Raw genomic sequence first — 24,618 nt, forward strand, 5'->3', positions numbered from 1 at the left:
CTTGTTGAAGGCCTTGCACAAAGGCTTTCAGGCCCGGATGTTGACATAAGGAGGCTCCATGACCCTGCAAACCCTGTATGCCCTTGCGGCTGGGCCGCTGGCTCTTCTGGCCATCTCCGCATTTGTCCTTGGCTGCGTTTACCGCATTGTCACGGCTTTCCGGCAGACGGCATCGGACCGGATGGTTCTTTACTATTTTCATCCCCGCTATGCCCTGAGATCCATCCTCCGCTGGCTGACACCCTATGCCACGGTGAACATGCGCCGCCATCCCGTGATGACGGCGGTCACCTTTGTTTTTCATTTCGGCATGGTGCTCATGCCCTTTTTCATCTTCGGCCACATGATTCTCGTGTATGAGGCCTTTGGCCTGTCCTGGCCCACCCTCCCCGATGTTCTTGTGGAGGCCCTGGCCTGGGCTGTGCTGCTGGCCCTTTGTTTTTTTGCGGGAAGAAGAATTCTTCTGCCGGAGGTGCGGTATCTGACGACACTTTCGGATTTTCTCATTCTTCTCCTGATCGCCCTGCCTTTTCTCACGGGAATCTGGGCCTACAGGGGCTGGTGGGGAGCGGAATGGGCCACGGTGTTTCACATCCTTTCCGGGGAAGTGCTTCTGGTGGCCATTCCCTTTACCCGACTGGGGCATATGGTTTCATTTTTCATGACGCGTGGCTATATGGGCTCTGAATTCGGCGGCATCCGCCATGCCCGGGACTGGTAAGGGAGGCATCATGGCACAAGAGGGAACCAAGACAGCAAAAACCATTGTGGATGAGGGGATTGAGGCGGGCCTTGCCCGTCTCACGCCGGAGCGCATTGAGGCGGTGATCCAGCGGGTGCTGAACCGGGAGGCGGGTGCTCGTCTGAAAACCTATGCCCGAACCTGCGTGCACTGCGGCCTCTGCTCCGATGCCTGTCATCACTTTGTCTCCATGAACCGGGACCCGAAACTTTCGCCTGCGGGCAAGGTGAAGCGGACCATTGGAGTCATGCTGCAGAAAAAGGGACGGGTATCCACTGATTTTATCCGGGAAGCGGCCATGGTGGCTTACAGCGAGTGTAATCTGTGCAAGAAATGCGTGCTTTACTGCCCCTTTGGCATTGATGTGGGGTACCTCATGACCCTGGTCCGTCGCATCTGCCATCTTTTGGGGGTGGTGCCCCGGTACATGCAGGATACGGCCCACAGTCAGTCCGTACACTTCAACCAGATGTGGATCAATGGGGATGAGTGGGTGGATACCCTGTTCTGGCAGGAAGAAGAGGCCAGAGACGAGGTCCCGGACATCCGTATTCCTCTGGATAAGGAGGGGGCGGATATCTTTTATTCCGTGATCGGGCCGGAGCCCAAGTTCCGCGCCCAGCTCATCTATCAGGCGGCCATGATTTTTGAAGCCGCAGGGTCGGACTGGACCATGCCCTCCATGCCGGGCTGGGACAACTCCGATCTCTGTATGTTCAGCGGAGACAGTGAGATGATGGGTCGCATCAAGCGGGCCCATTTTGATGCGGCCACAGGGCTTCGGGTGAAAAGGATCGTCATGGGCGAGTGCGGCCATGCCTTCCGTTCGGTGTATGATGTGGGCAACCGCTGGCTGGGATATAAGATGCCGCCCCTTCCCGTTGTCCATGCCGTGGAGTTTTATCATGATCTGGTCACCACGGGAAAAATCCGCATCGTAAAGAAGTTTGCTCAGCCCGTCACCCTGCACGACCCCTGCAACATTGCAAGGGGCATGGGGCTCTATGAAAAAGCCAGAGAGCTGGCCCAGGCCTTATGCGAAACTGTGGTGGAAATGACGCCTAACCGGGAACACAATATCTGCTGCAATGCCGGAGGCGGCATCATCAACTGCGGCCCTCCCTTCAAGGACAAACGGGTGGAGGCCAACTCGGTGAAAGCCAAGCAGCTTTTTGACGCCAAGGCCCTGGGTGCTGAGGTGGTGATTGCCCCCTGTCATAACTGCCATGGCGGCCTCGAAGACATCATTCACCATTATGGGGTGGAGATGGAGCTGAAGTTTTTCGGGGATATCATCTACGAGGTCATGGAGAAGCCCGCATGAGGGGCAAAGGAGCGGCCATGCTGAAAAAAATTACGGGAATCCTGTTTGTCCTCGCCATTCTGGGGCTGATTGTGTTTTCCATCAACGCCTTTTCCGGTATAGATGAGGGAACGGTGACAGACCCCGCCTTTTCCCGGAAGACCCGGGGGGATGTTTTTTTTGATCATGAGATGCACATGGGGGCTGCCGGTGTGGTGGATTGCAGCACCTGCCACCATGTCTATGAAGATGGCAAGCTTCTGGAGTTTGAATCTTCCGAAGGTATGAGCTGCTCGGAGTGTCATTTGGGGAAAGACGGTGATATTCTGCCGCTCATCGAGGCCTATCATCAGCAGTGCCGCAGCTGTCATATCGAAGAGAAGGCCGGGCCTGTGACCTGTGCGGGCTGTCATAAAACCCCCTGATCCCGCACTTTAAATATCCTATCTCACCTTCTTCCTTTGGGAGAGGGGCGGGGGGTGAGGGCTTCAACATCTCCCCCTCTCCTTCCGGGAGAGGGCCGGGGTGAGGGGCCAGCCTCCGGGGGGATTCAATCCTGAAAATGGCCTTAAGTCCTTGCCCTTATACCTGTTTTTTTAAGGAGGTTCGGCATGCTGAAAAAAATCATGGTGGTGGATGACGACCCCATCATCCGCAAGTATCTGATCAATGTGTTCAATGACAACGGCTATGAGGCCTGGGGGGCTGCATCCGGACCCGAGGCCTCGGAGATGCTGGAGAAGAAAAAGCCGGATCTCATTACCCTGGATCTGGAGATGCCCGATGAGTGGGGGCCCCGTTTTTACCGCCGTATGACCAAAAATCCGGAGTTTGCCAATATTCCCGTGATTGTGATTTCCGGCATGCAGAGCCGCCATCTTTCCATCAATAAGGCCATCGCCTATCTGGATAAACCCTTTGATCCGGAAAAGCTCATCGGCATCATCAAAAATACCATCGGCTGAATAAGAAAAAGGTGTCTTAAAACATACAAACGCTTTCAGAGGATTCCATCCGGAATCCCCTGAAAGCGTTTGTGCGTTCAGGGGCTGGGTTCTGTGAGCTTTCCCTTTTTTACGGTCATGACGGGCATGCGCAGGTGGGGCTTGAGGATCTGCCATGCAAGGAGGCAGAGACCGCCGCTGCATGCGGCCATGAGGCCAATGGTTCGGATTTTATCTGACCAGTCAAGGGAGATGAAGGACATGGAAAGGGCTCCCATGACAAAGTAGATGAAAATAAGGATGGAGGAAGCGCTGCCCGCATCCACATCCACCTGTTCCAGGGCCATGTTGTTGGAGGGCGGGCGGCTTAAACCCAGGCAGAAGGTGATGCAGGCCATGGGAAGGGCCAGCTTCATGGGGCCGGGCAGGGGAAGAAAGATCAGCGCCAGGCCGCCAAGAAAGATACCGGAAAAGCCAAGGCTCATGAGACGCATGCCGCCGAATCGCGGAGCCAACCTGGAGCAGCAGATGGAACCGATCATGAAGCAGAGGGCGTTGCCGCCGAAGAGCAGTCCAAAGGTGGTTTCCGAAAGACCCATGCCTGTGATGTAGATGTCTGAGGAGCCGCCGATGAAGGCGAAAAGGGGGACGCCCACCAGGGAGATGACCAGAACCACGCTGATGAAGCGTCGGTTTTTCAGAACCCCGACATAGCGGCGCATGAAGGATGCGGGAATGATGCGGCTTCGATCCAGGGATTCCTGCATCATGGCGACCCCTCCTAAGGAAATGAAGCCCAAAAGGGCCTGCATGATGAAGATCCAGGGCCATGAAAAACGGATCATGATAATGCCGCCGATAACAGGGGCAATCATGGGAGCTAAGGCGGTGATCACCGCAACATGGGCCATGGTCTGTTCCCGTTTCTGACCGGGAATGCGATCTTTGATGATGGCCATGGCAATGGCCGAGGCTGCGGCTGCTCCAGAGGCCTGGAGAATGCGGTACACGATGAGGTGGTAGATGGAAGGGGCTGCGGCGCAGAGAAGGCTTGCGCTGACATAGATGCAGATCCCGGCCATGAGAGGAGGCTTGCGGCCGAAACGGTCGGACAGGGGGCCGTAGACCAGAAGAAAAAAGCAGTAGGTGACAAAAAATCCGACGAGGGTCAGGTTCACCACACTGAGCGGCTGATTCCACTGGGCCTGCAGGGAGGGCAGGGCCGGAAGGTACATATCCGTGGCCAGGGGCGGAAAGGCGGACAAAAGGGCGATAAGGGCCACAAGGCGGCCCGTTGTATGCGTTTTCATGGCAGAGGTCCGAGGAAGTTGCGTATGCCGGTAAAAATGATCTGTGCGGCAATGGATGCGACAAAGAGTCCTGTGAGTTTGGTGAGAATGGAAAGCCCCAAACGGCCGATAAGCCGCTCAACCCCGCCTGCGGTCCAGAGCAGGGCGCCTACGGAAAGGCCTGCGGCGGTAAGGGAGAGGCAGGCTGTGATTTTTTCCAGCAGGCTCTGATACCCCGTACCCATGACCAGGAGAGCACCGATGGTGCCTGGTCCCACGGTGATGGGAATGGCCAGAGGGACTACGGAGAAGTCCCCCTCATTGGCTGGCAGGGCGGGTCCGGGCGCAGGGCCCTTGATCAGGGTAACGGCGGAAAGGAAAAGAATGGCTCCGGCACCAATGCGGAAGGCGTCGATGGTGATGCCGAAGATGTAAAAGATGTAATGTCCGAAGAAAAAGAGGACAAAGGAGGCCACAAGGACAGCGATGGTAATCTTGCTGGCGATCCTGCGACGTTCTGCGGTGCCCATACCTGCGGTCATGGACAGGAAGACGGAAAGAACGAAAAAAGGGGTGAGCAGGAGAAAAATTTTTAAGTAGAGGTGGATGAAATTCTGCAGCATGGGAGCTCCGTGGGGTGGTGGGACAATGTCTGTGGGCATGGGATTGGGGGGTTCTTTGGTCTCCGTTTGGTATTCCCATGGCCTTTATATAAGGTATGGGCAGGGAAGAAAAGCTTTGGGTTATATTTTTTCTTGATAAGAAGAAAAGGTGGAAAAGGGCCGACCGAGAGAAAGGGGGGATGGGAATGTGCGTGATCATTTCTCAAAAATAGAGTTGCCCCATTGAAAAATTTGGAAGGCCACAAGCATGGGAAATCCCGAAAGTGGTGGCGGATGTGAGCAATCGTATTCTTGACTTTTATGGTCCTGTGTGGGATTTTTAGCCATGCATTGTCAAATGGTTTTTGGTGTGCCTGAGGTTCTGAATGATCGGAAGTTCATTAAAAAACCTTGGAGATCGGATTTTTCTGATCCGTGGAAAAGAAGCCCCAGGAGAATGTGTTCCCGGCATGCCAGAATTTTTTAAGTATCTGGTTTGATATGGAAAATATTCTGGTTCATCCTTGCCTGACGTGTGTGCAGTCTTTTTTTGTCAACCCCATGCTACCGGAGAGATAAAAATGGCGGAAAAACCTCTGATCAGAATCGGCCATATCAAAATTACCGACCATCTCATTCTTGGTGTTTCCAAAAGCAAGATGATGACTAATGAGGAAAAGTTTGACCATTGTTCCCTGGAAACCGTTGCCAAAATGGGGTGGAATGAAATTGCTGATGCCCTGACAGAAGGGAGCATTGACGGGGCCTTTGTGTTGGCCCCGACAGCCATGGACCTGTTCAAGTCCGGTGTGGGCATTAAGCTTTTGCTTTTTACCCACAAATCCGGGAGCATCCTTGTCAAAAACAAGGCAGCCAACATTCAGAAAATAGAGGATTTCAGCGGCAAGATTGTGCTGATCCCTTACCAGCTTTCCATTCACAATATGCTGTTTCATAAAATTTTGTCGGAAAAAGGGCTGAATCCGGGCAGAAGCGGAGAGGCTGGCGTCGATGTTTTTCTGGAAGTGATGGCTCCGGCCATGATGAACGATGCAATCAAGTATGACGATGAAGGAGAAATTGCGGGTTTTATTGTGGCAGAACCCATTGGCTCCCAGGCCATTTCCGGGGGATATGGGGAAGAGTTCTGTCTTTCCAGGGATCTCTGGCCGGATCATCCCTGCTGTGTCTTTGTTGTGCGAAGTGATGTGGTAGCTAAATATCCTGATGCAATTCAGGAAATCACCAATTCCCTTGTACGGTCGGGGCAGTTCATCCATGAAGCTCCTGAAGCGGCTTCGGAGATTGGCAGCCTTTTTCTGAGCCAGGACAAAGGGGTCATTGAGAAAGTTCTTAAGGATCCAAGGCAAAGGATCAGCACCCATGAACTGCGACCTGTGATCCAGGATCTTGAGGCTATTCAGGAGTATATGATTTCAAAGATGCATGTTATGCGCGATAAAATTGATATGGAAAAATTTGTGGACTTCCGGTTTGCGGATGCAGCTGGGGCCAAATAACGCGTCCACGGGCCCTGGATTGGAAAAAGAGGTGGGAAAATATGACAACGACGGGAGCTTCCGGAGGGAAGAAACCGTCGTTGCTCATTGGGGGCGGGGTGTGAAAAGCAAAGAGCTATGGAAGATTTGAAATTTTTAAAGACAAATCCCTGGGGCAGTGGTCGTGGGGGCGAAGTTGTATCAGGAAATGATTTTTTCCAGTTTTTCTGCAATGGCTTCCGCAGTAAAAGGCTTGACCACGTAGTTTGAAACACCAGCCTGCACAGCTTCAATTACGTTTTGTTTCTGGGCTTCTGCTGTGACCATGAGAAAGGGGATGTTTTTGTAAGCCGGGTCTGACCGGACTTTTTTCAGTAGCTCCAGGCCAGACATTTTGGGCATATTCCAGTCGGATATAATGAGGTCAAAGCTGTTTTTAGACAGCGCCTCAAGGGCTGTGGTCCCGTCATCCGCTTCTGTGATGTTGGTAAAACCCAGTTGCTTGAGAATGTTTTTAAGGATGCGTCGCATGGTCGCAAAGTCATCCACCACCAGGATTTTGATTGAAACATCCATTGTCGGGAAGCCTCCTGATTTGTGTGGCGTTGTTGTGATGGGAAGGGGTTCAAGAAGCAAAAACGCCGCACCTGTGAAAACAGTTGGAAAAACGGATTGCTGCCTTGCAGCTTGAAAGACTCGGTAGTTCTTTGAGACCTTGGCATGGTTACGTTCAATAATTATAGCAAGTTTAATTTTTTGGCAAGAAACTTTCCTTTTGGGGGGCATACACCATAGAGATGCCGTTTGGAAGGGGGACGGCAAAGATCTGGACCTTGCTGAGAGGGTATCGCCCATATAAGGAAACAGCGGAAGTCCTCTTTCGGATCTTCCGCTGTTTCATGATGGGCTCAAAGTGGGCGAGCCATGAAGGCAGGACTGTAATGATGGGACTCATCTTGTGAGTATATGGGTGTGACGATGTGGCAGGTTAATCATGAAGGAATCATACAATCCAGTCAGGTTTTTAGCCCTTTTTATCCTGGAAAGGATGAAGCCTGAGTAAAAAATCCAGAAAATAAAACGGAACGCGATAAACGCACTCCGTATTTTGTTTGTGAGAAGACCAACAACATATCCGTATTCAAAAACAGATCGCTATATACAGGGTGACGGAGTTTTTGTCAAATGTATTTTTATATTTTTTGTGATTGTCTGTATTTTAGAACGAAATAATTCTTGAGAGTATGCGGACCAAGATATTTTATGCCATGCTGGGCGGGCTTCTGAATCTTTTTTTGTGCAAATTTATGAATTTATAAATAAAAAAGGCTGTCATCTGACAGCCTTCCTTTATATGTCTGGCGGAGAGACGGGGATTTGAACCCCGGAGGCGTGTGTTGCACGCCTAACGGTTTTCGAGACCGCCGCCTTCAGCCGCTCGGCCATCTCTCCATTTCTTAATGGCCAATACCTTTTGCACATTTTTCTGTCAAGCAGAACTTGTAAAAAGGCATTGACAGTAGTTATCTCCTCATGTAAAAGTGCTGCGTTGTTGTCGGGAAGTGGCTCAGTCTGGTAGAGCACAGCGTTCGGGACGCTGGGGTCGCTGGTTCGAATCCAGTCTTCCCGACCAATAAAAAGCGTTATTCAGGGTTCTGCAATGCTGCAGAACCCTTTTTCGTTTTATCTTTGCTTTTTTGTTGGGATTTGGGAGAAACGAAAGGAAAAGACTAAGGTCTTCATTGGTTTGGGTGGGCATCACCCGGAAAGATGGATTTCCGGATGATGCCCTTGTTTTTTTACGCAAAAGACTGATCCGTGGGGATCAGAAAAGCGGACGCCGAATGATTGTGGCTTCTCTGCCAGGGCCTACGGAAACCATGGAGATGGGAACACGGCTCAGGGTTTCAATGCGTTCGAGGTATTTTCTGGCTGTTTCAGGAAGAGCTTCATATTCCAGAATACCGGAAACGTCCTCTTTCCATCCGGGCAGAATTTCGTAGACGGGAATGCAGCGCTCCAGGGCTTTCAGAGCTGTGGGTACGTAGGAGATGGGTTCGCCATCCAGAATATAGCCTGTGCAGATTTTAAGCTCAGGCAGTCCTCCCAGAACGTCCAGTTTGGTGATGACAAGGCCGGTGAGTCCATTGAGGCGTACTGCATTGTTCAGTATGACCATGTCCAGCCATCCGCATCTGCGTTTCCGACCTGTGGTGGCCCCAAATTCTGCGCCTTTTTCCTGAATGAAATCACCCGTGGCGTCCAGAAGTTCGGTGGGGAAGGGACCCGCCCCTACACGGGTGGTGTAGGCCTTCACAATGCCGAGGATTTCTGTGAGACGTCCGGGGCCTACGCCAGCGCCAGCGCCAGCATTGGCTGACACGGTGTTGGAAGAAGTGACAAAGGGGTAGGTACCATGGTCGATATCCAGGTGGGTGCCTTGGGCGCCTTCGAAGAGTACAGGGCGTCCTTTTTCCATGGTCTCGTCCAGCTCCAGTGTCACATTGGCGATATAGGGCAGAAGGCGCTGGGCATAGGCGGTGTACTCGGTATGCACGGCGTGGTAGTCCAGGCCCGGGACATGGAAAAAGGTGGTGAACATGTGGTTTTTTTCTTTGATATTCACGGCAAGCCGGTCCGCAAAGACTTCTGGATCCATGAGTTCAACAAAACGGATTCCTCTGCGGGAAGCCTTGTCCTCATAACAGGGACCGATGCCCCGGCCTGTGGTTCCAATCTTTTTTTTACCGTCACTGGACTCCCGTGCATGGTCGAGGACCTTGTGATAGGGGAAGATGACATGGGCCTTTTCACTGATGCGCAGATTGTGGGGGCCGATATCCACGCCTTTACCCGCAAGATAGTCGATTTCTTCCAGAAGCACCGCAGGATCCACCACGACGCCATTGCCGATGTAGCAGGTTTTACCCTGAAGGATGCCCGAAGGCACCAGGTGGCTGATAAATTTTTCACCGGCCACAACCATGGTATGTCCGGCATTGTTGCCGCCTTGAAAACGTACAACGCTGTCTGCATGTTCGGAGAGAAGATCAACGATTTTGCCTTTGCCTTCATCGCCCCACTGGGTTCCCACAATTACGATATTGCCCACGTCTGACTCCTTGTTTTTTCTGGTAAAAATCCAGAAAAAAACCGGAACGCCGGTGGCGCGGTTCCGGTCGAAGAGGGTTTTTGACCTTATATAATTCCAACGGAAAGAGCAGGGTTACACCTGCGGTTTTTTTGCATCCTTTGCGTTCTGTCGTTTCTGACGGAAAAAAAGCTGAAGCTTTTCCCTGCACGGGGCTTCAAGAACGCCAGCCCGTACGTCCATTCTGTGATTCAGGCGCACATCATGGGAGAGATCATAGAGGGAGCCTGCACCGCCCCATTTGATATCCGCCGCTCCGTAGACCAAGCGTGTAATGCGCGCATGTACCATGGCGCCCATGCACATGATGCAGGGTTCGATGGTAACATATAAGGTGGTATCCGGCAGTCGGTAATTTCCCATAAGCGCAGCTGCTTTCCGAAGAGCAAGAATTTCGGCATGGGCCGTAGGATCGCAGAGGCTGATGGTCCGGTTCCAGGCTGTGGCCAGGATCAGGCCGGTTTTTTGAACAATCACTGCACCTATCGGAACTTCATCCATTTGTCCAGCCTTTTCCGCGGCAGCCAAGGCGAGTTGCATGTAGTATTCATCTTTCATAAAAAACTTGTATACGCAGATTTTCTGTTTGACAAGGCTGAAAGCTTACTCTATAAAGCGTCTCAGTTTTGAGCGCCCGTAGCTCAGCTGGATAGAGTACCGGACTACGAATCCGTAGGTCGCACGTTCGAATCGTGCCGGGCGCGCCATAAAAAAACAAGGGTTTACAGCAAAAAGCTGTAAGCCTTTTTTGTTTTTTGAAAAATGGAACACCATAAAGAGCACCATAAAGAATACCAAAAAAACAGCCCTGGTATTGGGTGTTCCAGATCTCTGTGGATTTTATAATACTCCAGGTGCAGGCTCTACTTTTTGAGAACCTGCATCTTTTTATTCTATCACAATAGCCAGTCCTTCAATTTCATTTACGGCAGGGCGTTTTTCAGGTTCCTTGCGTGTGGGCGCTCTGTGGATGCGTCATAGTGCTGTCTTGCTCCGATCCTTCCCCCCGTCCTTTGAGAACCAGCCCATCTTCTTCCTGTATGCCTCGCCTATTTTTATAGCTTCCTTCGCCTGTGCCAACAATTCCGCAAGTTTCCCCTCCCGTGTTCCTTCTCTTCATCCCCGGATACCATCCCGCCTCCTTATCTCTTGAAGATCCACAAGATTCGAACATTCATCTTCCTTGTGCATCATGGTATAGTGGATCCAGTTTTCAAGACCCGCAGAAGATGCAGGGGATGGCTTCGATGGCGAAAGGACTTTGGCTCCGGAGAGGCGGGTGGAGACCTTTTTTTGAAGGGAGTAGAAGGCGTGATACGTTTACTGGAGAAAAGGGATTATGCGCACATCCTCGACCTTGCCAGGGAAGTGGAGCCTTTGTTTGGGAAAATGGCGGGGGAGAAGGCGTTCGATGATGGCATAGAAGCCTGTGTGAAAAGCAGAAGCGGTTTGTGCTGCGAAGGGCCCGGAGGTGTTGAAGGGATCCTGATCCTGGATCGGGTGGGTAATGCCATTGAATGGTTTGTGGTCAGTGAAAGGAGCAGGGGAAAGGGCTTGGGAAAAAGACTTCTGGGAGAAGCGCTGGATCGACTTGACGCGGAAAGGGATGTCATGGTCCAAACCTTTGCCCCCCATGTTCCTGAGGGCATGGCGGCAAGGGCGCTTTATATGAAAATGGGTTTTTCGGATGTTCAGAGCGCAGGGAAGAACCCGGCGGGGGTGGATACGGTGATGATGAGAAAAAGGGGCTCTGGGTCAAGGGGGGAGTTTGGCAGATAAAGGGCACCAGGATCGAAAAACCGCCAACTGAGGTTTGTATTTTTGCTGCGGCAGGCGTATGCATAAAGAGTGTTTTTATCGTGAATTGAATCTTTTATGGTTTGAGAATCTGCAAGGGGAAAAAAGACATTTGTTTTTTTTAAGAAGAGCAGACGTTTTTTAACTGAAGGCATCGGGTGATGCAGCTTGGGAATTTGAGGTTTCATAATGATGTCCGTTTTGAAAAAAAGTTTGGATATAAAAATTGCAGGCTCTCTTTTTCTTGTGGTGGTGGCGGCCTTGATCCTGATGTTGTGGGCTTTTTGGGCTGTGCAGAACCATGATGCATCCCAGCTTGCGATGGGGCTTTCGGATCAGCTTCAGAGGATAGATACAGGGACTCTGGATGCAGAGATTCAGGCCAAAGTGGCAAGACTCCGGCAGGATGTTGCGGCCATGCCTCAGACCCTGTCTTCTGGCATATGGGGCCGGATGATTCTGGCAGCGGCAGGATGTCTGTTTTTGATCATGGTGACCTTGGGGGTCATTCTCAACCGGATTTTTCTCAAGCCTGTCAAGCAGCTGAACAGCAATCTTCGAAAGGCGATTCAGGGAAAAGAAAGAAACCTGACCATCCGAATGGGTCTGGCAAGGGAGGATGAGGTGGGGACCCTTGCGGGAGGCTTTGATCTTTTTGTTTCCACGCTTGATGATATTATCATGAACATTGGCGGTAAAACGGAAAGCATTGCCGCAGCATCCTCCGAGGTTTCTCTGGTATCGGCCCAGATGGAAAACGAATCTGCGGATCTTTACAGCCGATCCAATTCCGTAGCTGCAGCCGCCGAAGAAATGAATACGAGCATGCATACCGTGGCTGCGGCCAGTGAAGAGGCATCCACCAATATCTCCATGGTGGCTGCTGCGGCGACACAGATGCAGGCCAATATTTCTGAGGTGGCCCGGAACTGCAGGCAAGCTCTGGATATTTCCACCAAGGCAAAAAAACAGGTGAAGGTGGTATCGGAAAAGGTCGGGACCCTGGGAACTGCAGCTCTGGAAATCGGGCAGGTTACGGAACTGATCACCGAGATCGCAGAGCAGACCAATCTTCTGGCGCTGAATGCCACCATTGAGGCGGCGCGTGCGGGGGAAGCGGGCAAGGGCTTTGCGGTCGTGGCCGGAGAAATCAAGAAGCTCGCGTCCCAGACATCGGATGCCACGCAGATCATACGTGAGAAAATTGAGGGCATTCAGTTTTCCACCCGGGAGACGGTGGATGAGGTGGGAACGATATCGGATGTGATTTCCAAGGTAGACCAGATTGTCAGTGAGATTGCATTGTCCGTGGATGAGCAATCCAGAACTGCATCGGAGGTGGCAGGGAACATTGAACAGGCTTCCATCGGCATTGCGGAAGTGAATGAAAATGTGGCCCAGAGCTCCATGGTGGCGTCGGAAATTGCCAAAGACATTGCCACCGTGGATGCGGTGGCCGCAGAAATGTCCGGCCGGTCCAGTCATCTGAGCTACAGCGCGCGGGATCTGGATCTTCTGGCCCTGAGTCTGAGGGAAATGATTGCCGTTTTCCGGGTTTCCCACAGGCGTTCCCCGGAAGCCCGGAAGTCCACGCTGAAAGAAGGAGATATCCCGGATCTTATGCCCTGGAGTCCCCGTCTGTCCACCTCCATTGAAACCATAGATGCGCAGCACAGAGAACTTGTTCGCCTGATTAATCTTCTGCATAAAGCCATGCGTTTACAGAAGGGTACAGGAGAGGTGGGGGGGATTCTCCGGAAGCTCACGGAGTACACGGTTTCTCACTTTGCCTACGAGGAAGAGCTTTTTGCCCGATACGGGTATCCGGAAAGCCGGGGACATCAGAAAGTCCACACCGAACTTGTTGCCAGGGTTGCGGGATTCCAGAAAGATTTTGAAGCGGGAAGGGCCACGGTCACCATGGACCTGATGGATTTTCTGAAGGATTGGCTCAATACCCATATTCTGAAGACGGATATGGCTTATGCGCCCTTTCTGAAGGAGAAAATGGACGGGAAGGTTAAGGAAAGTAAGGATTTCCGGATACCGCCCAGGGTATCCGGAAATCTGTGAAGGAGGGAAAGGAGGAGGTGGAGGGAGGATTTCCTGCTGCATCCGGGTTGGGGAGTTCCCGGATGCAGAGAAGAAATCCTGTGGGGATATCCGGAACAATGCGGGAGTGCGTCCCGGATCTGAGAATGATCAAACCATGTCGATGTTTGGTGGGGATGAGGATTGCATCAGAATCTCATGTACCCTGAAGAATGGAAGATGGACCATGCATGAGTTGCCGGTCATGACAAAAATTCTGGCTGTGGCATGTCGCCATGGGACCATGCATGGTGTAAGGCAGATCCGGAGCATTACCGTAGGGGTGGGTGTTCTGTCGGATCTTGAACCTGAATGGATGCAGCATTACTTTGACCGCATTTCCAGAGGGGGCCCTGGCCTTCGGCGCTCTTTTGCATGTACGGCGCATGCCTGCCCTGTCTGCGGGCAGAAGGGGGAAGCGCGGCTGTATTCGGCGTGGGATACCAGGTTCTGGACATGGAAGCTCTGTGAGCATTGTTTTGAGCGGGTTTCCGCATAGCCAAGCCTGGATTATGCTGCTGAGTCCATGGAGGGAAGCGGTGGAAGAGGCCGGGAAACGGGTGCCTCGAATGTTAAAACTTGAGGGAGAGCAAGAATCGTGTCTATGGAAATGAGTATTTTTGAGATTATGATGCTGCTGTGCTTTGGATTGGCCTGGCCCGTGTCCATATGGAAATCCTGGCACTCCAGAAGCAATGGGGGCAAAAGTCCTGTTTTTCTTGTTATCGTCTGCCTGGGCTATGTCGCTGGCATCCTGCATAAGGTGATTTATCATTATGATGCTGTGATCTGGCTTTATGTTGTCAATGGAACCCTCGTCTTTGTGGATCTTCTTTTGTATTTCAGAAACGGAATACTGATGCGCAGGGCCTTGATTTCCTGCGACAGCACCTGCATGCAGGAGCCCCTTAAGAGTTGAAGAATGTCAGACCCGGAAGCGCCATTTTCCTCCCTTTTTTTTCGCACGCACCTTTTCTTTTTTCATGAGCATGCGCAAGGTGAGTACAACCCAGCCTTCGGCGCTGATCCGGGTGATGGGGGAGGCGAGGGGATAAAGCCGACTGAGGAGCCTGGGAAAGGATATGCCGCAGGGACCGGCATGGGAGACGATTTCTAAAACCCTCTGGGTACGGCGTTGCGAATGCTCCAGGGCGGCCAGGAGACGTTTGGACGGATCTTCGATGGGAGAACCATGGGCCGGGAAAATACGCCGAAGGAAAGGGAGCTCTGCAAGGCGCTTTAAGCTCTCCTCATAGGCTTCGATACTGGCGCGGGGAGGGCCAAGCCAGGGCGTGATAGTGCGCAGCACATGATCTCCGGACATAAGCAATCCTTCGGAAGGACAATAAAGGGCCAGGTGGTCATCTGCGTGGCCGGGGATGGGAAAATAATGGAGTATGCGGCCTCCGGCCCGAAGTGTGCCGGATTCGGGAATTTCCATGTCCGGGTCCGGCATCCACTGCATGCCAAAAAGATGATCCTGGATCCATTCAAGAAGGGGAAGGAGCATGCGCACAAGGGCCGGTGCATGGGGACGGAGCATGTTCGGGTTCTCTTCCCAGGATTTGCGGTAAGCGGCCCTGGAAGCAATGCGTGCGGCGGTTTTTCCGGTCAGAAGAACACGGGCCTGGGTGATACGGCGCAGCGCGCTTAAACCGGCAAAATGGTCACCATGACCGTGGCTGATGAGTATCCGGGTGATCCTGCACAGGTCTCCCCGCGCCTCCATTCGGGAGGCAATCCTCTGAAGATCTCCCGCGACGCTCCGTATATCTGCCCTGCCTCCGTATCCCGCATCCCACAGAAGGCCGTCTTCACCGGCAAAAAGGTACAGATTGACAGGCGGTTTCAGAATGGGAAACCTGGATTGGACCCGGATGCGGAAGAGATTTTTTTCCACTTCATCAAACATTGAACTTTCCTTAAAAAGAACAGGCGGCAAGGTTGTTGTTGAAGGTCCGGGGATTCGGGCTTTGGGGAAGCCCCTGCGGCGGATTCAAAGGATTTTACAGCGCAAGCAGGTGCATAAACGCCTGGGGGATATCGGGGATTTCAAGGGTTAAGGGGCTTGCGCTTTCCGGAGGCTTAAAGGAAAGTTTTTGGGCCTGAAGACCCAGGCGCATGTCCGGCCAGTTTTTTTTGAGAAAAGCGAGGGCGCGGGTAGGGGCATAGCGGGTGTCTCCTGCCAGCGGATGACCTGCCAGGGCCGCATGGCGTCGGATTTGGTGGGTTCTGCCTGTGCGCAGGCTACAGCGCAGAAGGGCATGCCGCTCCGAAGCCCGGAGGACGGCATAGCTGGTTTCGCAGATCTGGAGATGGCCTGTTCCCTGGGGATTTTTCCGTCCCTCGGCCCGGCTGGAAAGGGGAAAGGCCCAATGTCCCCTTTCTTCTGGGACGCCATGGACCAGGGCAAGGTATTCCTTTTCCACCTGATGATTTTCAAACTGCAGGCTGAGGCTCCGAAAAACATCCCTGTGAAAGGCCAGGAGCACAAGACCACTGGTTTCAGCATCAATGCGGTGTACCGGATGGAGGCCGAAGGGCGCACCCTTTCCTGGGCGGGCTTTTCCAGCCTCTTCTGGGAGCAGGGCTGAAGCAAAGGATATAAGATCCTGACCGGGTGTGTTGTGTATGCTCATGCCGCAGGGTTTTTCCATGACCATCCAGCCCTCCCCCAAAGCCTTAAGCCGTGGCTGCATAGGGGTACTCATTTTTCGCCACTCGGGGTAAGTGCGCTGCTGACCATGGCGGAAAAGGTTTCCATGGGCCGTGTTTCGTATTTATCCCTGTGGAGCAAACGATAAAAACGCCGCGGAAAACTCAGATCATGGACGGCCACGGCAAAGAGTTTTTCTTGTTTGAGTTCGGGCGCAATGGCATAGGGCGACATGCAGCTTAAGGTATCGGGGTTCTGCAGTACCCGCTTGACGGATTCGGTATGGTCAAACTCCAGGAAAACGTGAAGATGAACCGCCTGATCTCCCAAGCCCTGAAGAAAGGTATCCCGTGTGCCTGACCCCGGTTCCCGCAGGAGCCAGCGCCGACTGAGGAGTGTATCCATGGCGTAAGGCCCTTTGCGGGCAAAGTCTGCGTCTGAGGAAGCGATGATCATTTCCTCCTCACCAATGGGAGTGGTCATGACCACAGCGCTTTGCACCTCTCCTTCCACAAAGCCCATATCCAGTTTTCCGTTTTCCACATTCTGGGTAATCTCGCTGGAGTTGGCCGAGGTGGTTGTGATGGATACATCGGGGTAAAGATCCCGAAAGCGGTAAAGAATCTGGGGCAGGACATAGTCGGCAATGGTGGCGGAAGCGCCGATGTGCATGTGACCGCTCATGCGCTCGCCTTTGAAAAGGCCGATGGTGTCGTGAAATTGCTGCATGAGGGGAGCAAGCTGCTCGGAAAGGGCGCGGCCGTTTTCATTGAGCACAAGGCGTCGGTTCAGGCGGTCAAAGAGGGGGACGCCCACTTCATTTTCCAATTCCTTCAATGCGCTGGATACAGCAGCCTGGGTAAGAAAATGCTGCTCGGCCACCTTCCTGACATGGGGAGTACGGGCCAGGGAGAGAAAAAGCTCCAGTTGACGAAAGGTCATGGGATCTCCGTGTGTTGCGTGTGTTGCGTGTGTTGCCGGATGGCTTGGGATGATGGGACTTGTCGCGTGTTCTTTTTCAGGAGGATGGAAACGCCTGATGAAAAACAATAAATAAAAATTATGTCTTTGTCTAGAATTATCAATTTGTTTTTTCATCTCTGGAAAATTATAGTCCAAACAGCATAAGGCTTGTACCGGAATACCCCGTTTCTGACGAGAAATGGGATCCCCCTCAGAATTCCGGTACCCGTTCCTTCATGCAGCACACATCACCCTCCATCATCAAATAATACCTCCCTTCAGGAAAACGCCGGACTAAGTCCGGCGTTTTCTTTTGTGCGTTCAGCGCCAATCCTTTCATGCAGATTTTCAGGCTTTTTTTTCGGTTTTGAAAGGCTGAGAGAGGCTATTCAGAACAAAAAAGACAAGCCGGGCCATTTCATCGGAATCCTCGGTGATTCTTTCCACAAGGCTTGCCAGCTCCATGAGATGGATCATGGAAGCCGCACTGATACTGCTTTCCAGGATTTTACTTTTGGCCCTCCTGGCAATGCCCTGGGCTTTATCGGTTTTATCAAGGATTTCCTGGGCTGCGGCCATGCATTTTTTTCTGTTCCTGACATTGGGTTTTTTCATCCAGAGGCTGGTGGCAAGGGATAATTTTTTAAGTTCTTCCACCGTTTCTCCCGCAGCATCGGCAAGGAGAAAAAGTTCGGTTTCCAGAGGGTTGGCCACGGAGTCTTCCCGAACAAGAATCCATTCGAGGACCATCTCCATGTGCAGGGCAATGCGACCGTGGGCACGAATATAGCGGTAGCAGAGAGTGGGGCGGATGGTGAGTCTCCGGAAAAAACGGGGCCTGAGCAGACCTTCACACTCCAGGCGCTGGATTTCCTGGCGCAGGCGGAAGACATCCTCTTTAAAGGGAAGGGCCATGTCTGTTTTTTTCGAGATGATGCATTCCATGGCCTGCTGAAAGGCAAAGGCGCATTCCCGGAGCAGGGCTGTGAGGTGACTTGTCTGGCCAAATGGATTTTCAATGAAAAAAGACATTCCTGGGAAGTGCATGGGGATTTCCATTTTTTTATTGGGGGATACTGTGCGGAAAAAGGCCTGCTGAAAGTGCCCGGCCTTATTTTTCCTATAGAATGCAGGGCATACCACCATTGGATATCAGGAATCAAGTCCGCTGTTCAGGGTAAGGGAAAGCAAGCATTCGCATTGACAGTGGGAGCCTGTGGTGTATAAAAACCCCGATTGGCTGACAAAGCATCTTGAGGTGCGTGTCCCCATGGGACTCCCCGGGCTTTGTCTGCTGTGGGGAATCCGGGGCGTTGAAGGGGAGTGGGTACCTTGGCGTTGGGTCTGGAGAGGCGGACCTGCGCCCGTAAATGGGTATCCGGGTGAGGATGAGGGAGAAAAAAGATGCATGAAATCAACTGGATAACCTTTGTTTGTCAGCTTTTGGGAGGCCTGGGGCTTTTTCTTTTCGGTATGCGCCTGATGTCCGATGGCCTGCAGAAATCCGCAGGGGATTCCCTGCGCAGCATTCTGGAAAGGCTGACTTCCAACCGTGTGATCGGCGCCATGGTGGGAATTGTGGTGACAGCCATGGTGCAGAGCAGCTCCGCCACAACGGTGATGGTGGTGGGTTTTGTCAATGCGGGGCTCATGAACCTGACCCAGGCCTTAAGCGTGGTGCTGGGGGCCAATGTGGGCACCACGGTAACCGCCCAGCTCATTGCATTCAAAATCACAAGCCTTGCACTCCCCGCCATTGGCGTGGGAGTTTTTTTACGCCTTTTTTCAAGAATTTCCAAACTGCAGTACTGGGGAGAGATCCTTATCGGATTTGGTCTTCTGTTCCTTGGGCTTCAGGTGATGACCGATGGTTTTGTCCCCTTGCGTAAAAGCGCCATGTTCCGTGAGGCTTTTATCTATTTTTCCGTCAATCCCCTGGCTGCCGCCTTTGCGGGCGCAGTGCTTACCATGCTGGTGCAGAGCAGTTCCGCCACCATGGGTATTACCATTGCCCTTGCCAGTACGGGTCTCATTGATTTTTATGCCGCAGCCGCCTTTGTGCTGGGGGAAAATATCGGAACGACCATCACGGCCAATATTGCGGCCATTGGTGCGAATAAGACGGCCAAACGGGCGGCTTTGGGTCATTTTCTTTTCAATGCCCTGGGTGTCGCTTACATGCTCATCCTGCTGACCTTTTTTACGGGCTTTGTGGACAGCATCACTCCGGGAGATCCCAATTTTGTCAATGCAGACGGTTTCCATCCCTATGCAGCCCGTCACATTGCCAACGTCCATACCCTCTTTAACCTCATCAATATCGTTATTTTCCTGCCCATGATCGGTTTTCTGGCCCTTTTGTGCGAGCGGATTATTCCAGGGGCGGATATACCGGATGCGGACGGTTCTTTTCTGGACGAGAATCTCATCGAAACACCGGACATGGCCGTGCGTCAGGCGAGAAAAGAGGTACACCGCATGAGCGGCTATGCGCTGGAAATGCTGATCATGGCGCGCAAAGCTCTTTTTGAGAGGGATCTTAAGCTCATCAACCGGATCTATGAGCTTGAGGGCAAGGTGGACCGTATGGAAAAAGAAATCGGTACCTATCTTGTGAAGCTTTACCAGACACCTATGACCGAGAGAAATTCCCGTTATATCAACAGTATGATGCATGTGCTGCATGATATCGAGAAGATTGGGGATTACAGTGAATCCATCGCCCGGTATGCGGAAAAAATGATCCAGGAAAAAATGACTTTTTCCGATACGGCGCGGGAAGAGATGGCGGATATTTTTGATGTGGCCATCCGTTTCTGCACCCATGTTTTTGAAGGGTATAATACGGGAAAATTCGGTATCTGGGTGGATACGGCGGATGAAAATCTCATTGACCAGATGAAGATCCAGTTCAAGAACAACCACATGGATCGCTTGAGTTCGGGCGTGTGCAGCGTGGCCATGGGTATGCTTTTTGTGGATATCCTGAATAAGCTGGAAAAGGTGGGGGACAACGCCTTTAATATTGCCCAGGTTCTTGTGCAGCGGGAGCTGGGGTAGACTTTGAAGGGGGCCTTGTTTTTTTAAAAAGGCCCCCAGGTAAACAGTTGTTTGAGACTCTGGGTGCTTCCAGGCGGGTTTGGGCCCGCTTGTTTTTGTTTTTAAGTGTGAATGGCGTTTTGTCTGGAATGGCCTGTTATCGGGTGCCGTGATTTTTTAAGGAAAAGTGAGTCAACCATGTCTCTGGGGCTCCTGTGCGGGCCTGGCCAGGGGAAAAGGGGGAAAGATGGCAAAGCCTGTGAACGCCTTCTGGGGCTTTTTTATTTCTGAGCCTTTGGCTGGGGATCCGGAAAAAAGGAGAATTGGTACCTTTCTGGTTTTTCTCTCCTTTTTTGCTCAGATTCTTTTTCTCATGACAGCCCTGCGCTGGTTCCGCATGGGAGAAAACGTCCTTGCCATCAATATTCTTGTGGTGATGGTGGTGGTTCTGGCGGCTCCTTTTTTGTTGCGTATCACGGAATCCACTAAAATTGTGGCGGCTTACCTGATGACCGCCTTTTGCTGGTACTTTTTTTTCTATATATGGCGCACAGGCGGGATTGCATCGAGCGCTGTGAACTGGCTTCTGATTTTTCCCATGCAGGCGGCGGTCTTTCAGGGGCTGCGGGCTTGCGTGATCTGGTCCGTTGTCATGGGGCTATCCCTTGTTTTTTTTCAGTATGGACCTGAGGCGGGTGTGGTTTTTCATCATCTCAACCTGGACGCCAAGGAAGCTTCAGCCATGCGTTTTGGGGACCTGATGCGCCAGCTGGCTGCGGTGGCTGTATGCATGTATGTCATTGAGCGTGTACGTCTCCAGGCCATGGCGGCCCAGCAGGAGGCGTATACGGAGCAGCAGGCGGCGGTTCGGGAGCAGGAAAGGGCTGCCACAGCCCTGGCCCGTCAGATGGATACACTCCAGCATGTGTTTGAGCGCACCACCCAGAATGCCTGTGACCTCCTGGGTGCTTCCAGGAGTCTGGCCTCAGCCAGTACGGATATGGGAGAAAAAGTCAGTAAGACCGCTCTTTTCTCAAGGGAAGTGAGGGAAAACACCGAGGAAATCCAGGAAATTCTTCATATCATGGCCAGCTCTGTGGAAGAGACCTCCGTTTCCATCCGGGAAGTCCGGGATCGGGTGAATGAAGGGGCGGGCGTGGCAAGAAAGGCCGTGCAGGAAGCGGAAAATGCCAGCACCATGATTCTGAAGCTTTCGGAAAGCAGCGAGCGCATCGGTAGGGTGACGGCTGTGATTCAGGAAATTTCCGAACAGACCAACCTGCTTGCCCTGAATGCCACCATTGAAGCCGCAAGGGCTGGTGAGTCGGGTAAGGGCTTTGCTGTGGTGGCGGGGGAAATCAAGGAGCTTTCCCGTAAAACCCATGCGGCAACCGAAGAAATCCGCAGCCACATCGCAGGGAACGAGGCCACAGTGGTGGAGGTGGTGGAAAATAACAGGCGCATCAGCCGTATCATTGATACGATCCGGGAAGGGGAGGAATCCATTGCCGCCGCCGTGGAAGAGCAGAGTGTGGTGATCCAGGAGGTGGCGGAGCGCATCGCAGAGTCGGCTCACCGCAGTGATGCGGTGTCTGAGAATGTAAAGTCCCTGAACGAGGCCGTGGAGCAGATTCGGGAGGGCATTGAAAAGATGGTGGCCTCGGCGGCTTTTCTGGAAGGATTGGCCAAGGATCTCAATGATACCTGTGAAGTACGACCCTGATGGATTGAGATGAGGGGAAAAACCCTAAGGGGGACGCTGGCGCGGAACCCTGTTTCAGTGAGGCCTGGGATCAAGGGGCTGTACTGGAAAAGTGAGCCCCAGGCCGGAAAGTTCTTTTAAGGCCTGGGGCTGAGATTTTCTGTTTTTTAAGAATCAGGAGCGCTGGATAGTGACTTTTTGCATGACAACGGGTTCTTGGGGCTTATCCTGGCGATCCGTGGCTACCTTGCCGATGTTCATGACCACATCAAGACCCTTGGTGACCATACCGAAGACCGTGTGACGGTTGTTGAGATGGGGGGTGGGGGCCAGGGTGATAAAGAACTGACTGCCGTTGGTGCCAGGTCCGGCATTGGCCATGGAGAGGATTCCTGGGGCATTGTGCTTGAGATCTTTGTGGAATTCATCCTTGAAGCGGTAACCGGGATCTCCCATGCCGTTGCCCATGGGGCAGCCGCCCTGGATCATGAAGCCATCAATGACTCTGTGAAAGGTGAGGCCATCGTAAAAGTTACCCTGGCGGAGGGTGCGCTGGCGGCCTTCGGCGAGATTGACAAAATTCCAGACGGTTTCCGGAGCTTCCTTAACAAAAAGCTGAATTTCAAAATTGCCCATGCTGGTTTCAAAAAGGGCGGTGAGACCGGCAACGTCTTCTTTGTAGTCGGATTTCTTAAGCATTGTTTCTCCTTGAACGATGGGAATCTGGCCGTTGAAATGGCGCTTATGTCAGGGCCTTGTAGCAGCTTGCGCCAAAGCTTTCAAGTAAGTCCCGGTAAAATGTGATTTCTCCACCCATGCGCCGGATGCCAGGCCCTTCCCAGGCTGTCTGGCGGAGCAATGAAAAAAAGCTCCCCGGAATCCGGGGAGCCATGGGATGGGCAGGGAGATTTCAGGCCTTGATAGCCTTCAGTCCTATGGATTCATGTGGTAGGCATCCACAAGGCTGTAGATTTCGTTTTCAATGATGCGCTTGTAGCGCTCGAGGTTCACCACAGGTTTTTTGTACATCTTGGCGCACAGTTCCTGCTGCTTGGCGTTGGTGGCCTGTTTCATGGCGAGGTTCATGGCATAGGTGGACATGTCCCGTACAAAGACATCAAAGAGGGAATCCATGATGTCGTCTGAAATGCCTTCCATTTTGGCGGATTCACAGATCAGCTGGGCATAGGGCACCATGGCGAAGCATTCACCCAGGGCGTAGAGGAAGTCGAAGTTCTTCATCTGCTCCATGAGATCCATGCCGGAACCCATGAGGAACTCCTTGAAGGCTTCAATCTGCTCCATGAACACCACCACGTTGGGCAGGTGGGAGAGGGCCTTGAAGGTGGGCATGTAATCATGGAACTGGATCTTGCCGTAGCCCTTGGTGGGGCCCTGGGCAAAGAGGAAGTCATCGTTTTCTCCGCCGTTCATGCGGGGAACTTCGGGGTAGGCCTTGGATTGAAGATGTAGTTGGGAATCAGTTTGGCGATGAGGGCCATGTTCACATGCTTTGTACCTTCAAGCTTGGGCATGCCCTTGATTTCAACTGCGGCCTGCTCAAAGAACATGTCCTTTTCAAAACCGCGTGCTGCCAGAATGTCCCAGAGCAGCTCCATGACCATCTCGCCCTGGATGGCCACCTTCATCTTCATGAGGGGGTTGAAGAGGAGGTAGCGGCGGTCTTCGGCATTGGCGGCCCGCATGTAGTCCGTGGCCCGCAGACCAAAGAGTTTCATGCCCACGATGCGGCACCAGGAGTCAAAAAAGAGCTGCTGGATGTGGGCGAACTCCGTCACATATTTGCCAAAGAGATTGCGCTTGGCGGCATGGTTTAAGGTTTCATAGAGGGAATGCTCACAGAGGCCGATGGAGGCGGAGCCGATGTTGAACTTGCAGATGTTGATGGTGTTCAGCATGTCATCCCAGGCTTTCTGGCCACGGGAGAGGATTTCGGCTTCTGTGATGGGATAATCATGGAGGGCGAATTCCGCCACATACATCTGGTTCTGGGCAATGACGTTTTTGATGCACTCATACTTTTCATGGCTGGAATCCACCACGAAAAAGACATATTCATCGGTATCCGCCATCTTGGCGAACACGGTGACCGTGCCTGCAAGGTTGCCGTTGCCGATGTAGTATTTGGAGCCCCGTGCGAGGTAGGTGCCGTCGGCCTGGGGATAGAGCTTCATTTCACTGGAGTAGATGTCCGCACCATGGGCCCGCTCGGAAAGACCAAAGGCGCAGAGGGGGTTTTCCTTGAGTTTGGCTGCGGCCTTGTGCTTGGCTTCTTCATTGTCGCCCAGAAGGACAGGGTCGAGGCCTAAGGTAGAGACATGGAACATATACCAGTAGGCGGAGCCGTAGAAACCGAGGATTTCGGAAAACTCAAACATGCGGTAGGTGGAGTAGTACTGGTTGGGATCTTCCCCATAGCCCTTGGGCAGGAAAAGGGTTTCAAAGATCCGCTCTTTTTTGACAAATTCCGCAAAATCATGGGTGAATTCCCGGCTGTGGAAATCCTCTTTGAGTTTGGCAAGGCCCTTGGCTTCAAAGAAATCAATGGTTTTTTTCATGATTTCAGCAGATCTTGCGTCCGGGTAGTTGCGGTCTTTGTACTTTTTGGGATTAAAGAGAACCATTGTGCCTCCTTGGCGGATCATGAAAGAAGTTTTATGGATTTGTGTTTGTGCTGGCCCTGCGATCGGGTCGACGAGGAATTCATAGCGCTTTACTAGTTTGTGTACAAGACAAAAATGCGGAGAGTGATCCCTGATGGATCAGACCTGCGCCTTTTTGGATCAGTTTTGTTCTCGGCCGGAGAGGGCCGGATGAAA

General features: G+C 52.4%; 23 protein-coding genes and 3 tRNA genes. 13 read left to right on the forward strand and 13 right to left on the reverse strand.

The window, feature by feature from the left end:
• The first annotated feature begins 58 nt into the window (after nucleotides 1-58).
• The 4 genes from tmcC to divK all read left to right on the forward strand — a co-directional run bounded on the left by tmcC (nucleotide 59) and on the right by divK (nucleotide 3,010).
• Nucleotides 59-721 (forward strand): TmcC family electron transfer complex membrane anchor subunit, encoded by a 663-nt coding sequence (tmcC, locus tag RBR60_RS02085; RefSeq protein WP_320354058.1) that lies wholly within the window; start codon nucleotides 59-61, stop codon nucleotides 719-721.
• Between the two features lie 10 nt (nucleotides 722-731).
• The gene (gene tmcB / locus RBR60_RS02090) at nucleotides 732-2,066 is read left to right on the forward strand and encodes an electron transfer complex ferredoxin TmcB (RefSeq protein WP_320354060.1); all 1,335 of its coding nucleotides are present in this window, start codon (nucleotides 732-734) and stop codon (nucleotides 2,064-2,066) included.
• Between the two features lie 17 nt (nucleotides 2,067-2,083).
• Complete coding sequence (tmcA, locus tag RBR60_RS02095) at nucleotides 2,084-2,470, forward strand: acidic tetraheme cytochrome c3 TmcA (RefSeq protein ID WP_320354061.1); 387 nt, start codon at nucleotides 2,084-2,086, stop codon at nucleotides 2,468-2,470.
• Between the two features lie 186 nt (nucleotides 2,471-2,656).
• On the forward strand, nucleotides 2,657-3,010 hold the full coding sequence (gene divK / locus RBR60_RS02100) for a DVU0259 family response regulator domain-containing protein (RefSeq protein WP_320354062.1): 354 nt from the start codon (nucleotides 2,657-2,659) through the stop codon (nucleotides 3,008-3,010).
• A gap of 77 nt (nucleotides 3,011-3,087) precedes the next feature.
• On the opposite strand, the gene RBR60_RS02105 is transcribed toward divK, so the two are convergent.
• Nucleotides 3,088-4,299 carry a multidrug effflux MFS transporter gene (locus tag RBR60_RS02105; RefSeq protein WP_320354063.1) on the reverse strand — a complete coding sequence of 404 codons (1,212 nt, stop codon included), beginning with the start codon at nucleotides 4,297-4,299 and terminating at the stop codon, nucleotides 3,088-3,090.
• Nucleotides 4,296-4,901, reverse strand: coding sequence for a MarC family protein (locus RBR60_RS02110; RefSeq protein WP_320354065.1), 606 nt, complete (start codon nucleotides 4,899-4,901; stop codon nucleotides 4,296-4,298). Before RBR60_RS02110 ends, RBR60_RS02105 begins: the two co-directional genes overlap by 4 nt.
• 560 nt (nucleotides 4,902-5,461) lie before the next feature.
• On the opposite strand from RBR60_RS02110, the gene RBR60_RS02115 reads away from it, so the two are divergent.
• Nucleotides 5,462-6,400, forward strand: a complete 939-nt coding sequence (locus RBR60_RS02115; protein WP_320354067.1) for an ABC transporter substrate-binding protein — start codon at nucleotides 5,462-5,464, stop codon at nucleotides 6,398-6,400.
• Between the two features lie 180 nt (nucleotides 6,401-6,580).
• Here the strand turns inward: RBR60_RS02115 and RBR60_RS16780 are convergent, their stop codons facing one another.
• On the reverse strand, nucleotides 6,581-6,955 hold the full coding sequence (locus tag RBR60_RS16780) for a chemotaxis response regulator CheY (protein ID WP_413815441.1): 375 nt from the start codon (nucleotides 6,953-6,955) through the stop codon (nucleotides 6,581-6,583).
• Nucleotides 6,956-7,738: 783 nt separating this feature from the next.
• Nucleotides 7,739-7,831: transfer RNA gene (locus RBR60_RS02125), tRNA-Ser, on the reverse strand.
• A gap of 104 nt (nucleotides 7,832-7,935) precedes the next feature.
• Between RBR60_RS02125 and RBR60_RS02130 the strand changes: the two genes are divergently transcribed.
• Nucleotides 7,936-8,012, forward strand: a tRNA-Pro gene (locus RBR60_RS02130).
• 192 nt (nucleotides 8,013-8,204) lie between these two features.
• On the opposite strand, the gene RBR60_RS02135 is transcribed toward RBR60_RS02130, so the two are convergent.
• Both RBR60_RS02135 and tadA read right to left on the reverse strand, forming a co-directional pair.
• The gene (locus tag RBR60_RS02135; protein ID WP_320354070.1) at nucleotides 8,205-9,491 is read right to left on the reverse strand and encodes an adenylosuccinate synthase; all 1,287 of its coding nucleotides are present in this window, start codon (nucleotides 9,489-9,491) and stop codon (nucleotides 8,205-8,207) included.
• Between the two features lie 114 nt (nucleotides 9,492-9,605).
• Entirely contained in the window at nucleotides 9,606-10,088 is a 483-nt protein-coding gene (gene tadA / locus RBR60_RS02140) for a tRNA adenosine(34) deaminase TadA (protein ID WP_320354072.1), read from the reverse strand.
• A gap of 72 nt (nucleotides 10,089-10,160) precedes the next feature.
• Between tadA and RBR60_RS02145 the strand changes: the two genes are divergently transcribed.
• The 5 genes from RBR60_RS02145 to RBR60_RS02160 all read left to right on the forward strand — a co-directional run bounded on the left by RBR60_RS02145 (nucleotide 10,161) and on the right by RBR60_RS02160 (nucleotide 14,337).
• Nucleotides 10,161-10,237, forward strand: a tRNA-Arg gene (locus tag RBR60_RS02145).
• Nucleotides 10,238-10,841: 604 nt separating this feature from the next.
• The gene (locus RBR60_RS02150) at nucleotides 10,842-11,309 is read left to right on the forward strand and encodes a GNAT family N-acetyltransferase (protein ID WP_320354074.1); all 468 of its coding nucleotides are present in this window, start codon (nucleotides 10,842-10,844) and stop codon (nucleotides 11,307-11,309) included.
• 219 nt (nucleotides 11,310-11,528) lie between these two features.
• Nucleotides 11,529-13,400, forward strand: coding sequence for a bacteriohemerythrin (locus tag RBR60_RS02155; RefSeq protein WP_320354076.1), 1,872 nt, complete (start codon nucleotides 11,529-11,531; stop codon nucleotides 13,398-13,400).
• Nucleotides 13,401-13,605: 205 nt separating this feature from the next.
• Nucleotides 13,606-13,917 (forward strand): hydrogenase/urease maturation nickel metallochaperone HypA, encoded by a 312-nt coding sequence (locus tag RBR60_RS16785; protein ID WP_413815440.1) that lies wholly within the window; start codon nucleotides 13,606-13,608, stop codon nucleotides 13,915-13,917.
• Between the two features lie 105 nt (nucleotides 13,918-14,022).
• Nucleotides 14,023-14,337: a hypothetical protein gene (locus RBR60_RS02160; RefSeq protein WP_320354078.1), complete on the forward strand. Its 315-nt coding sequence runs from the start codon at nucleotides 14,023-14,025 to the stop codon at nucleotides 14,335-14,337.
• A 6-nt stretch (nucleotides 14,338-14,343) separates the two neighbouring features.
• Here the strand turns inward: RBR60_RS02160 and RBR60_RS02165 are convergent, their stop codons facing one another.
• The 4 genes from RBR60_RS02165 to RBR60_RS02180 form a co-directional block, all read right to left on the reverse strand.
• Nucleotides 14,344-15,330, reverse strand: a complete 987-nt coding sequence (locus RBR60_RS02165; protein WP_320354080.1) for an MBL fold metallo-hydrolase — start codon at nucleotides 15,328-15,330, stop codon at nucleotides 14,344-14,346.
• Between the two features lie 94 nt (nucleotides 15,331-15,424).
• Nucleotides 15,425-16,117 carry an RNA pseudouridine synthase gene (locus RBR60_RS02170; protein WP_320354082.1) on the reverse strand — a complete coding sequence of 231 codons (693 nt, stop codon included), beginning with the start codon at nucleotides 16,115-16,117 and terminating at the stop codon, nucleotides 15,425-15,427.
• Between the two features lie 8 nt (nucleotides 16,118-16,125).
• Nucleotides 16,126-17,016 (reverse strand): LysR family transcriptional regulator, encoded by an 891-nt coding sequence (locus tag RBR60_RS02175; RefSeq protein WP_320354084.1) that lies wholly within the window; start codon nucleotides 17,014-17,016, stop codon nucleotides 16,126-16,128.
• A gap of 369 nt (nucleotides 17,017-17,385) precedes the next feature.
• Complete coding sequence (locus RBR60_RS02180; protein ID WP_320354085.1) at nucleotides 17,386-18,084, reverse strand: hypothetical protein; 699 nt, start codon at nucleotides 18,082-18,084, stop codon at nucleotides 17,386-17,388.
• A 357-nt stretch (nucleotides 18,085-18,441) separates the two neighbouring features.
• Here RBR60_RS02180 and RBR60_RS02185 point away from each other — a divergent pair, with 357 nt between their 5' ends.
• Both RBR60_RS02185 and RBR60_RS02190 read left to right on the forward strand, forming a co-directional pair.
• Nucleotides 18,442-20,097: a Na/Pi cotransporter family protein gene (locus tag RBR60_RS02185; protein ID WP_320354087.1), complete on the forward strand. Its 1,656-nt coding sequence runs from the start codon at nucleotides 18,442-18,444 to the stop codon at nucleotides 20,095-20,097.
• A 226-nt stretch (nucleotides 20,098-20,323) separates the two neighbouring features.
• Nucleotides 20,324-21,799: a methyl-accepting chemotaxis protein gene (locus RBR60_RS02190; protein WP_320354089.1), complete on the forward strand. Its 1,476-nt coding sequence runs from the start codon at nucleotides 20,324-20,326 to the stop codon at nucleotides 21,797-21,799.
• 153 nt (nucleotides 21,800-21,952) lie between these two features.
• Here RBR60_RS02190 and RBR60_RS02195 read toward each other — a convergent pair whose 3' ends face one another.
• From RBR60_RS02195 to RBR60_RS02205, 3 genes are all read right to left on the reverse strand, one after another.
• On the reverse strand, nucleotides 21,953-22,414 hold the full coding sequence (locus RBR60_RS02195; RefSeq protein WP_413815442.1) for a peptidylprolyl isomerase: 462 nt from the start codon (nucleotides 22,412-22,414) through the stop codon (nucleotides 21,953-21,955).
• A gap of 297 nt (nucleotides 22,415-22,711) precedes the next feature.
• Nucleotides 22,712-23,212, reverse strand: a complete 501-nt coding sequence (locus RBR60_RS02200) for a hypothetical protein (RefSeq protein WP_320354092.1) — start codon at nucleotides 23,210-23,212, stop codon at nucleotides 22,712-22,714.
• Nucleotides 23,209-24,423: an acyl-CoA dehydrogenase gene (locus tag RBR60_RS02205; protein ID WP_320354093.1), complete on the reverse strand. Its 1,215-nt coding sequence runs from the start codon at nucleotides 24,421-24,423 to the stop codon at nucleotides 23,209-23,211. The genes RBR60_RS02200 and RBR60_RS02205 overlap by 4 nt, the downstream gene beginning before the upstream one ends.
• Between the last annotated feature and the right edge of the window lie 195 nt (nucleotides 24,424-24,618).

Source organism: Desulfobotulus sp. (genome assembly GCF_034006065.1).
Taxonomy (GTDB): domain Bacteria; phylum Desulfobacterota; class Desulfobacteria; order Desulfobacterales; family ASO4-4; genus Desulfobotulus.

Bases quoted from the DNA above. Each gene is read 5' to 3' on its own strand.
- tmcC (WP_320354058.1), top strand. From the start codon at position 59: ATGACCCTGCAAACCCTGTATGCCCTTGCGGCTGGGCCGCTGGCTCTT.
- tmcB (WP_320354060.1), top strand. From the start codon at position 732: ATGGCACAAGAGGGAACCAAGACAGCAAAAACCATTGTGGATGAGGGG.
- tmcA (WP_320354061.1), top strand. From the start codon at position 2,084: ATGCTGAAAAAAATTACGGGAATCCTGTTTGTCCTCGCCATTCTGGGG.
- divK (WP_320354062.1), top strand. From the start codon at position 2,657: ATGCTGAAAAAAATCATGGTGGTGGATGACGACCCCATCATCCGCAAG.
- RBR60_RS02105 (WP_320354063.1), bottom strand. From the start codon at position 4,299: ATGAAAACGCATACAACGGGCCGCCTTGTGGCCCTTATCGCCCTTTTG.
- RBR60_RS02110 (WP_320354065.1), bottom strand. From the start codon at position 4,901: ATGCTGCAGAATTTCATCCACCTCTACTTAAAAATTTTTCTCCTGCTC.
- RBR60_RS02115 (WP_320354067.1), top strand. From the start codon at position 5,462: ATGGCGGAAAAACCTCTGATCAGAATCGGCCATATCAAAATTACCGAC.
- RBR60_RS16780 (WP_413815441.1), bottom strand. From the start codon at position 6,955: ATGGATGTTTCAATCAAAATCCTGGTGGTGGATGACTTTGCGACCATG.
- tadA (WP_320354072.1), bottom strand. From the start codon at position 10,088: ATGAAAGATGAATACTACATGCAACTCGCCTTGGCTGCCGCGGAAAAG.
- RBR60_RS16785 (WP_413815440.1), top strand. From the start codon at position 13,606: ATGCATGAGTTGCCGGTCATGACAAAAATTCTGGCTGTGGCATGTCGC.
- RBR60_RS02160 (WP_320354078.1), top strand. From the start codon at position 14,023: ATGGAAATGAGTATTTTTGAGATTATGATGCTGCTGTGCTTTGGATTG.
- RBR60_RS02165 (WP_320354080.1), bottom strand. From the start codon at position 15,330: ATGTTTGATGAAGTGGAAAAAAATCTCTTCCGCATCCGGGTCCAATCC.
- RBR60_RS02170 (WP_320354082.1), bottom strand. From the start codon at position 16,117: ATGCAGCCACGGCTTAAGGCTTTGGGGGAGGGCTGGATGGTCATGGAA.
- RBR60_RS02175 (WP_320354084.1), bottom strand. From the start codon at position 17,016: ATGACCTTTCGTCAACTGGAGCTTTTTCTCTCCCTGGCCCGTACTCCC.
- RBR60_RS02180 (WP_320354085.1), bottom strand. From the start codon at position 18,084: ATGCACTTCCCAGGAATGTCTTTTTTCATTGAAAATCCATTTGGCCAG.
- RBR60_RS02185 (WP_320354087.1), top strand. From the start codon at position 18,442: ATGCATGAAATCAACTGGATAACCTTTGTTTGTCAGCTTTTGGGAGGC.
- RBR60_RS02190 (WP_320354089.1), top strand. From the start codon at position 20,324: ATGGCAAAGCCTGTGAACGCCTTCTGGGGCTTTTTTATTTCTGAGCCT.
- RBR60_RS02195 (WP_413815442.1), bottom strand. From the start codon at position 22,414: ATGGGCAATTTTGAAATTCAGCTTTTTGTTAAGGAAGCTCCGGAAACC.
- RBR60_RS02200 (WP_320354092.1), bottom strand. From the start codon at position 23,212: ATGAACGGCGGAGAAAACGATGACTTCCTCTTTGCCCAGGGCCCCACC.
- RBR60_RS02205 (WP_320354093.1), bottom strand. From the start codon at position 24,423: ATGGTTCTCTTTAATCCCAAAAAGTACAAAGACCGCAACTACCCGGAC.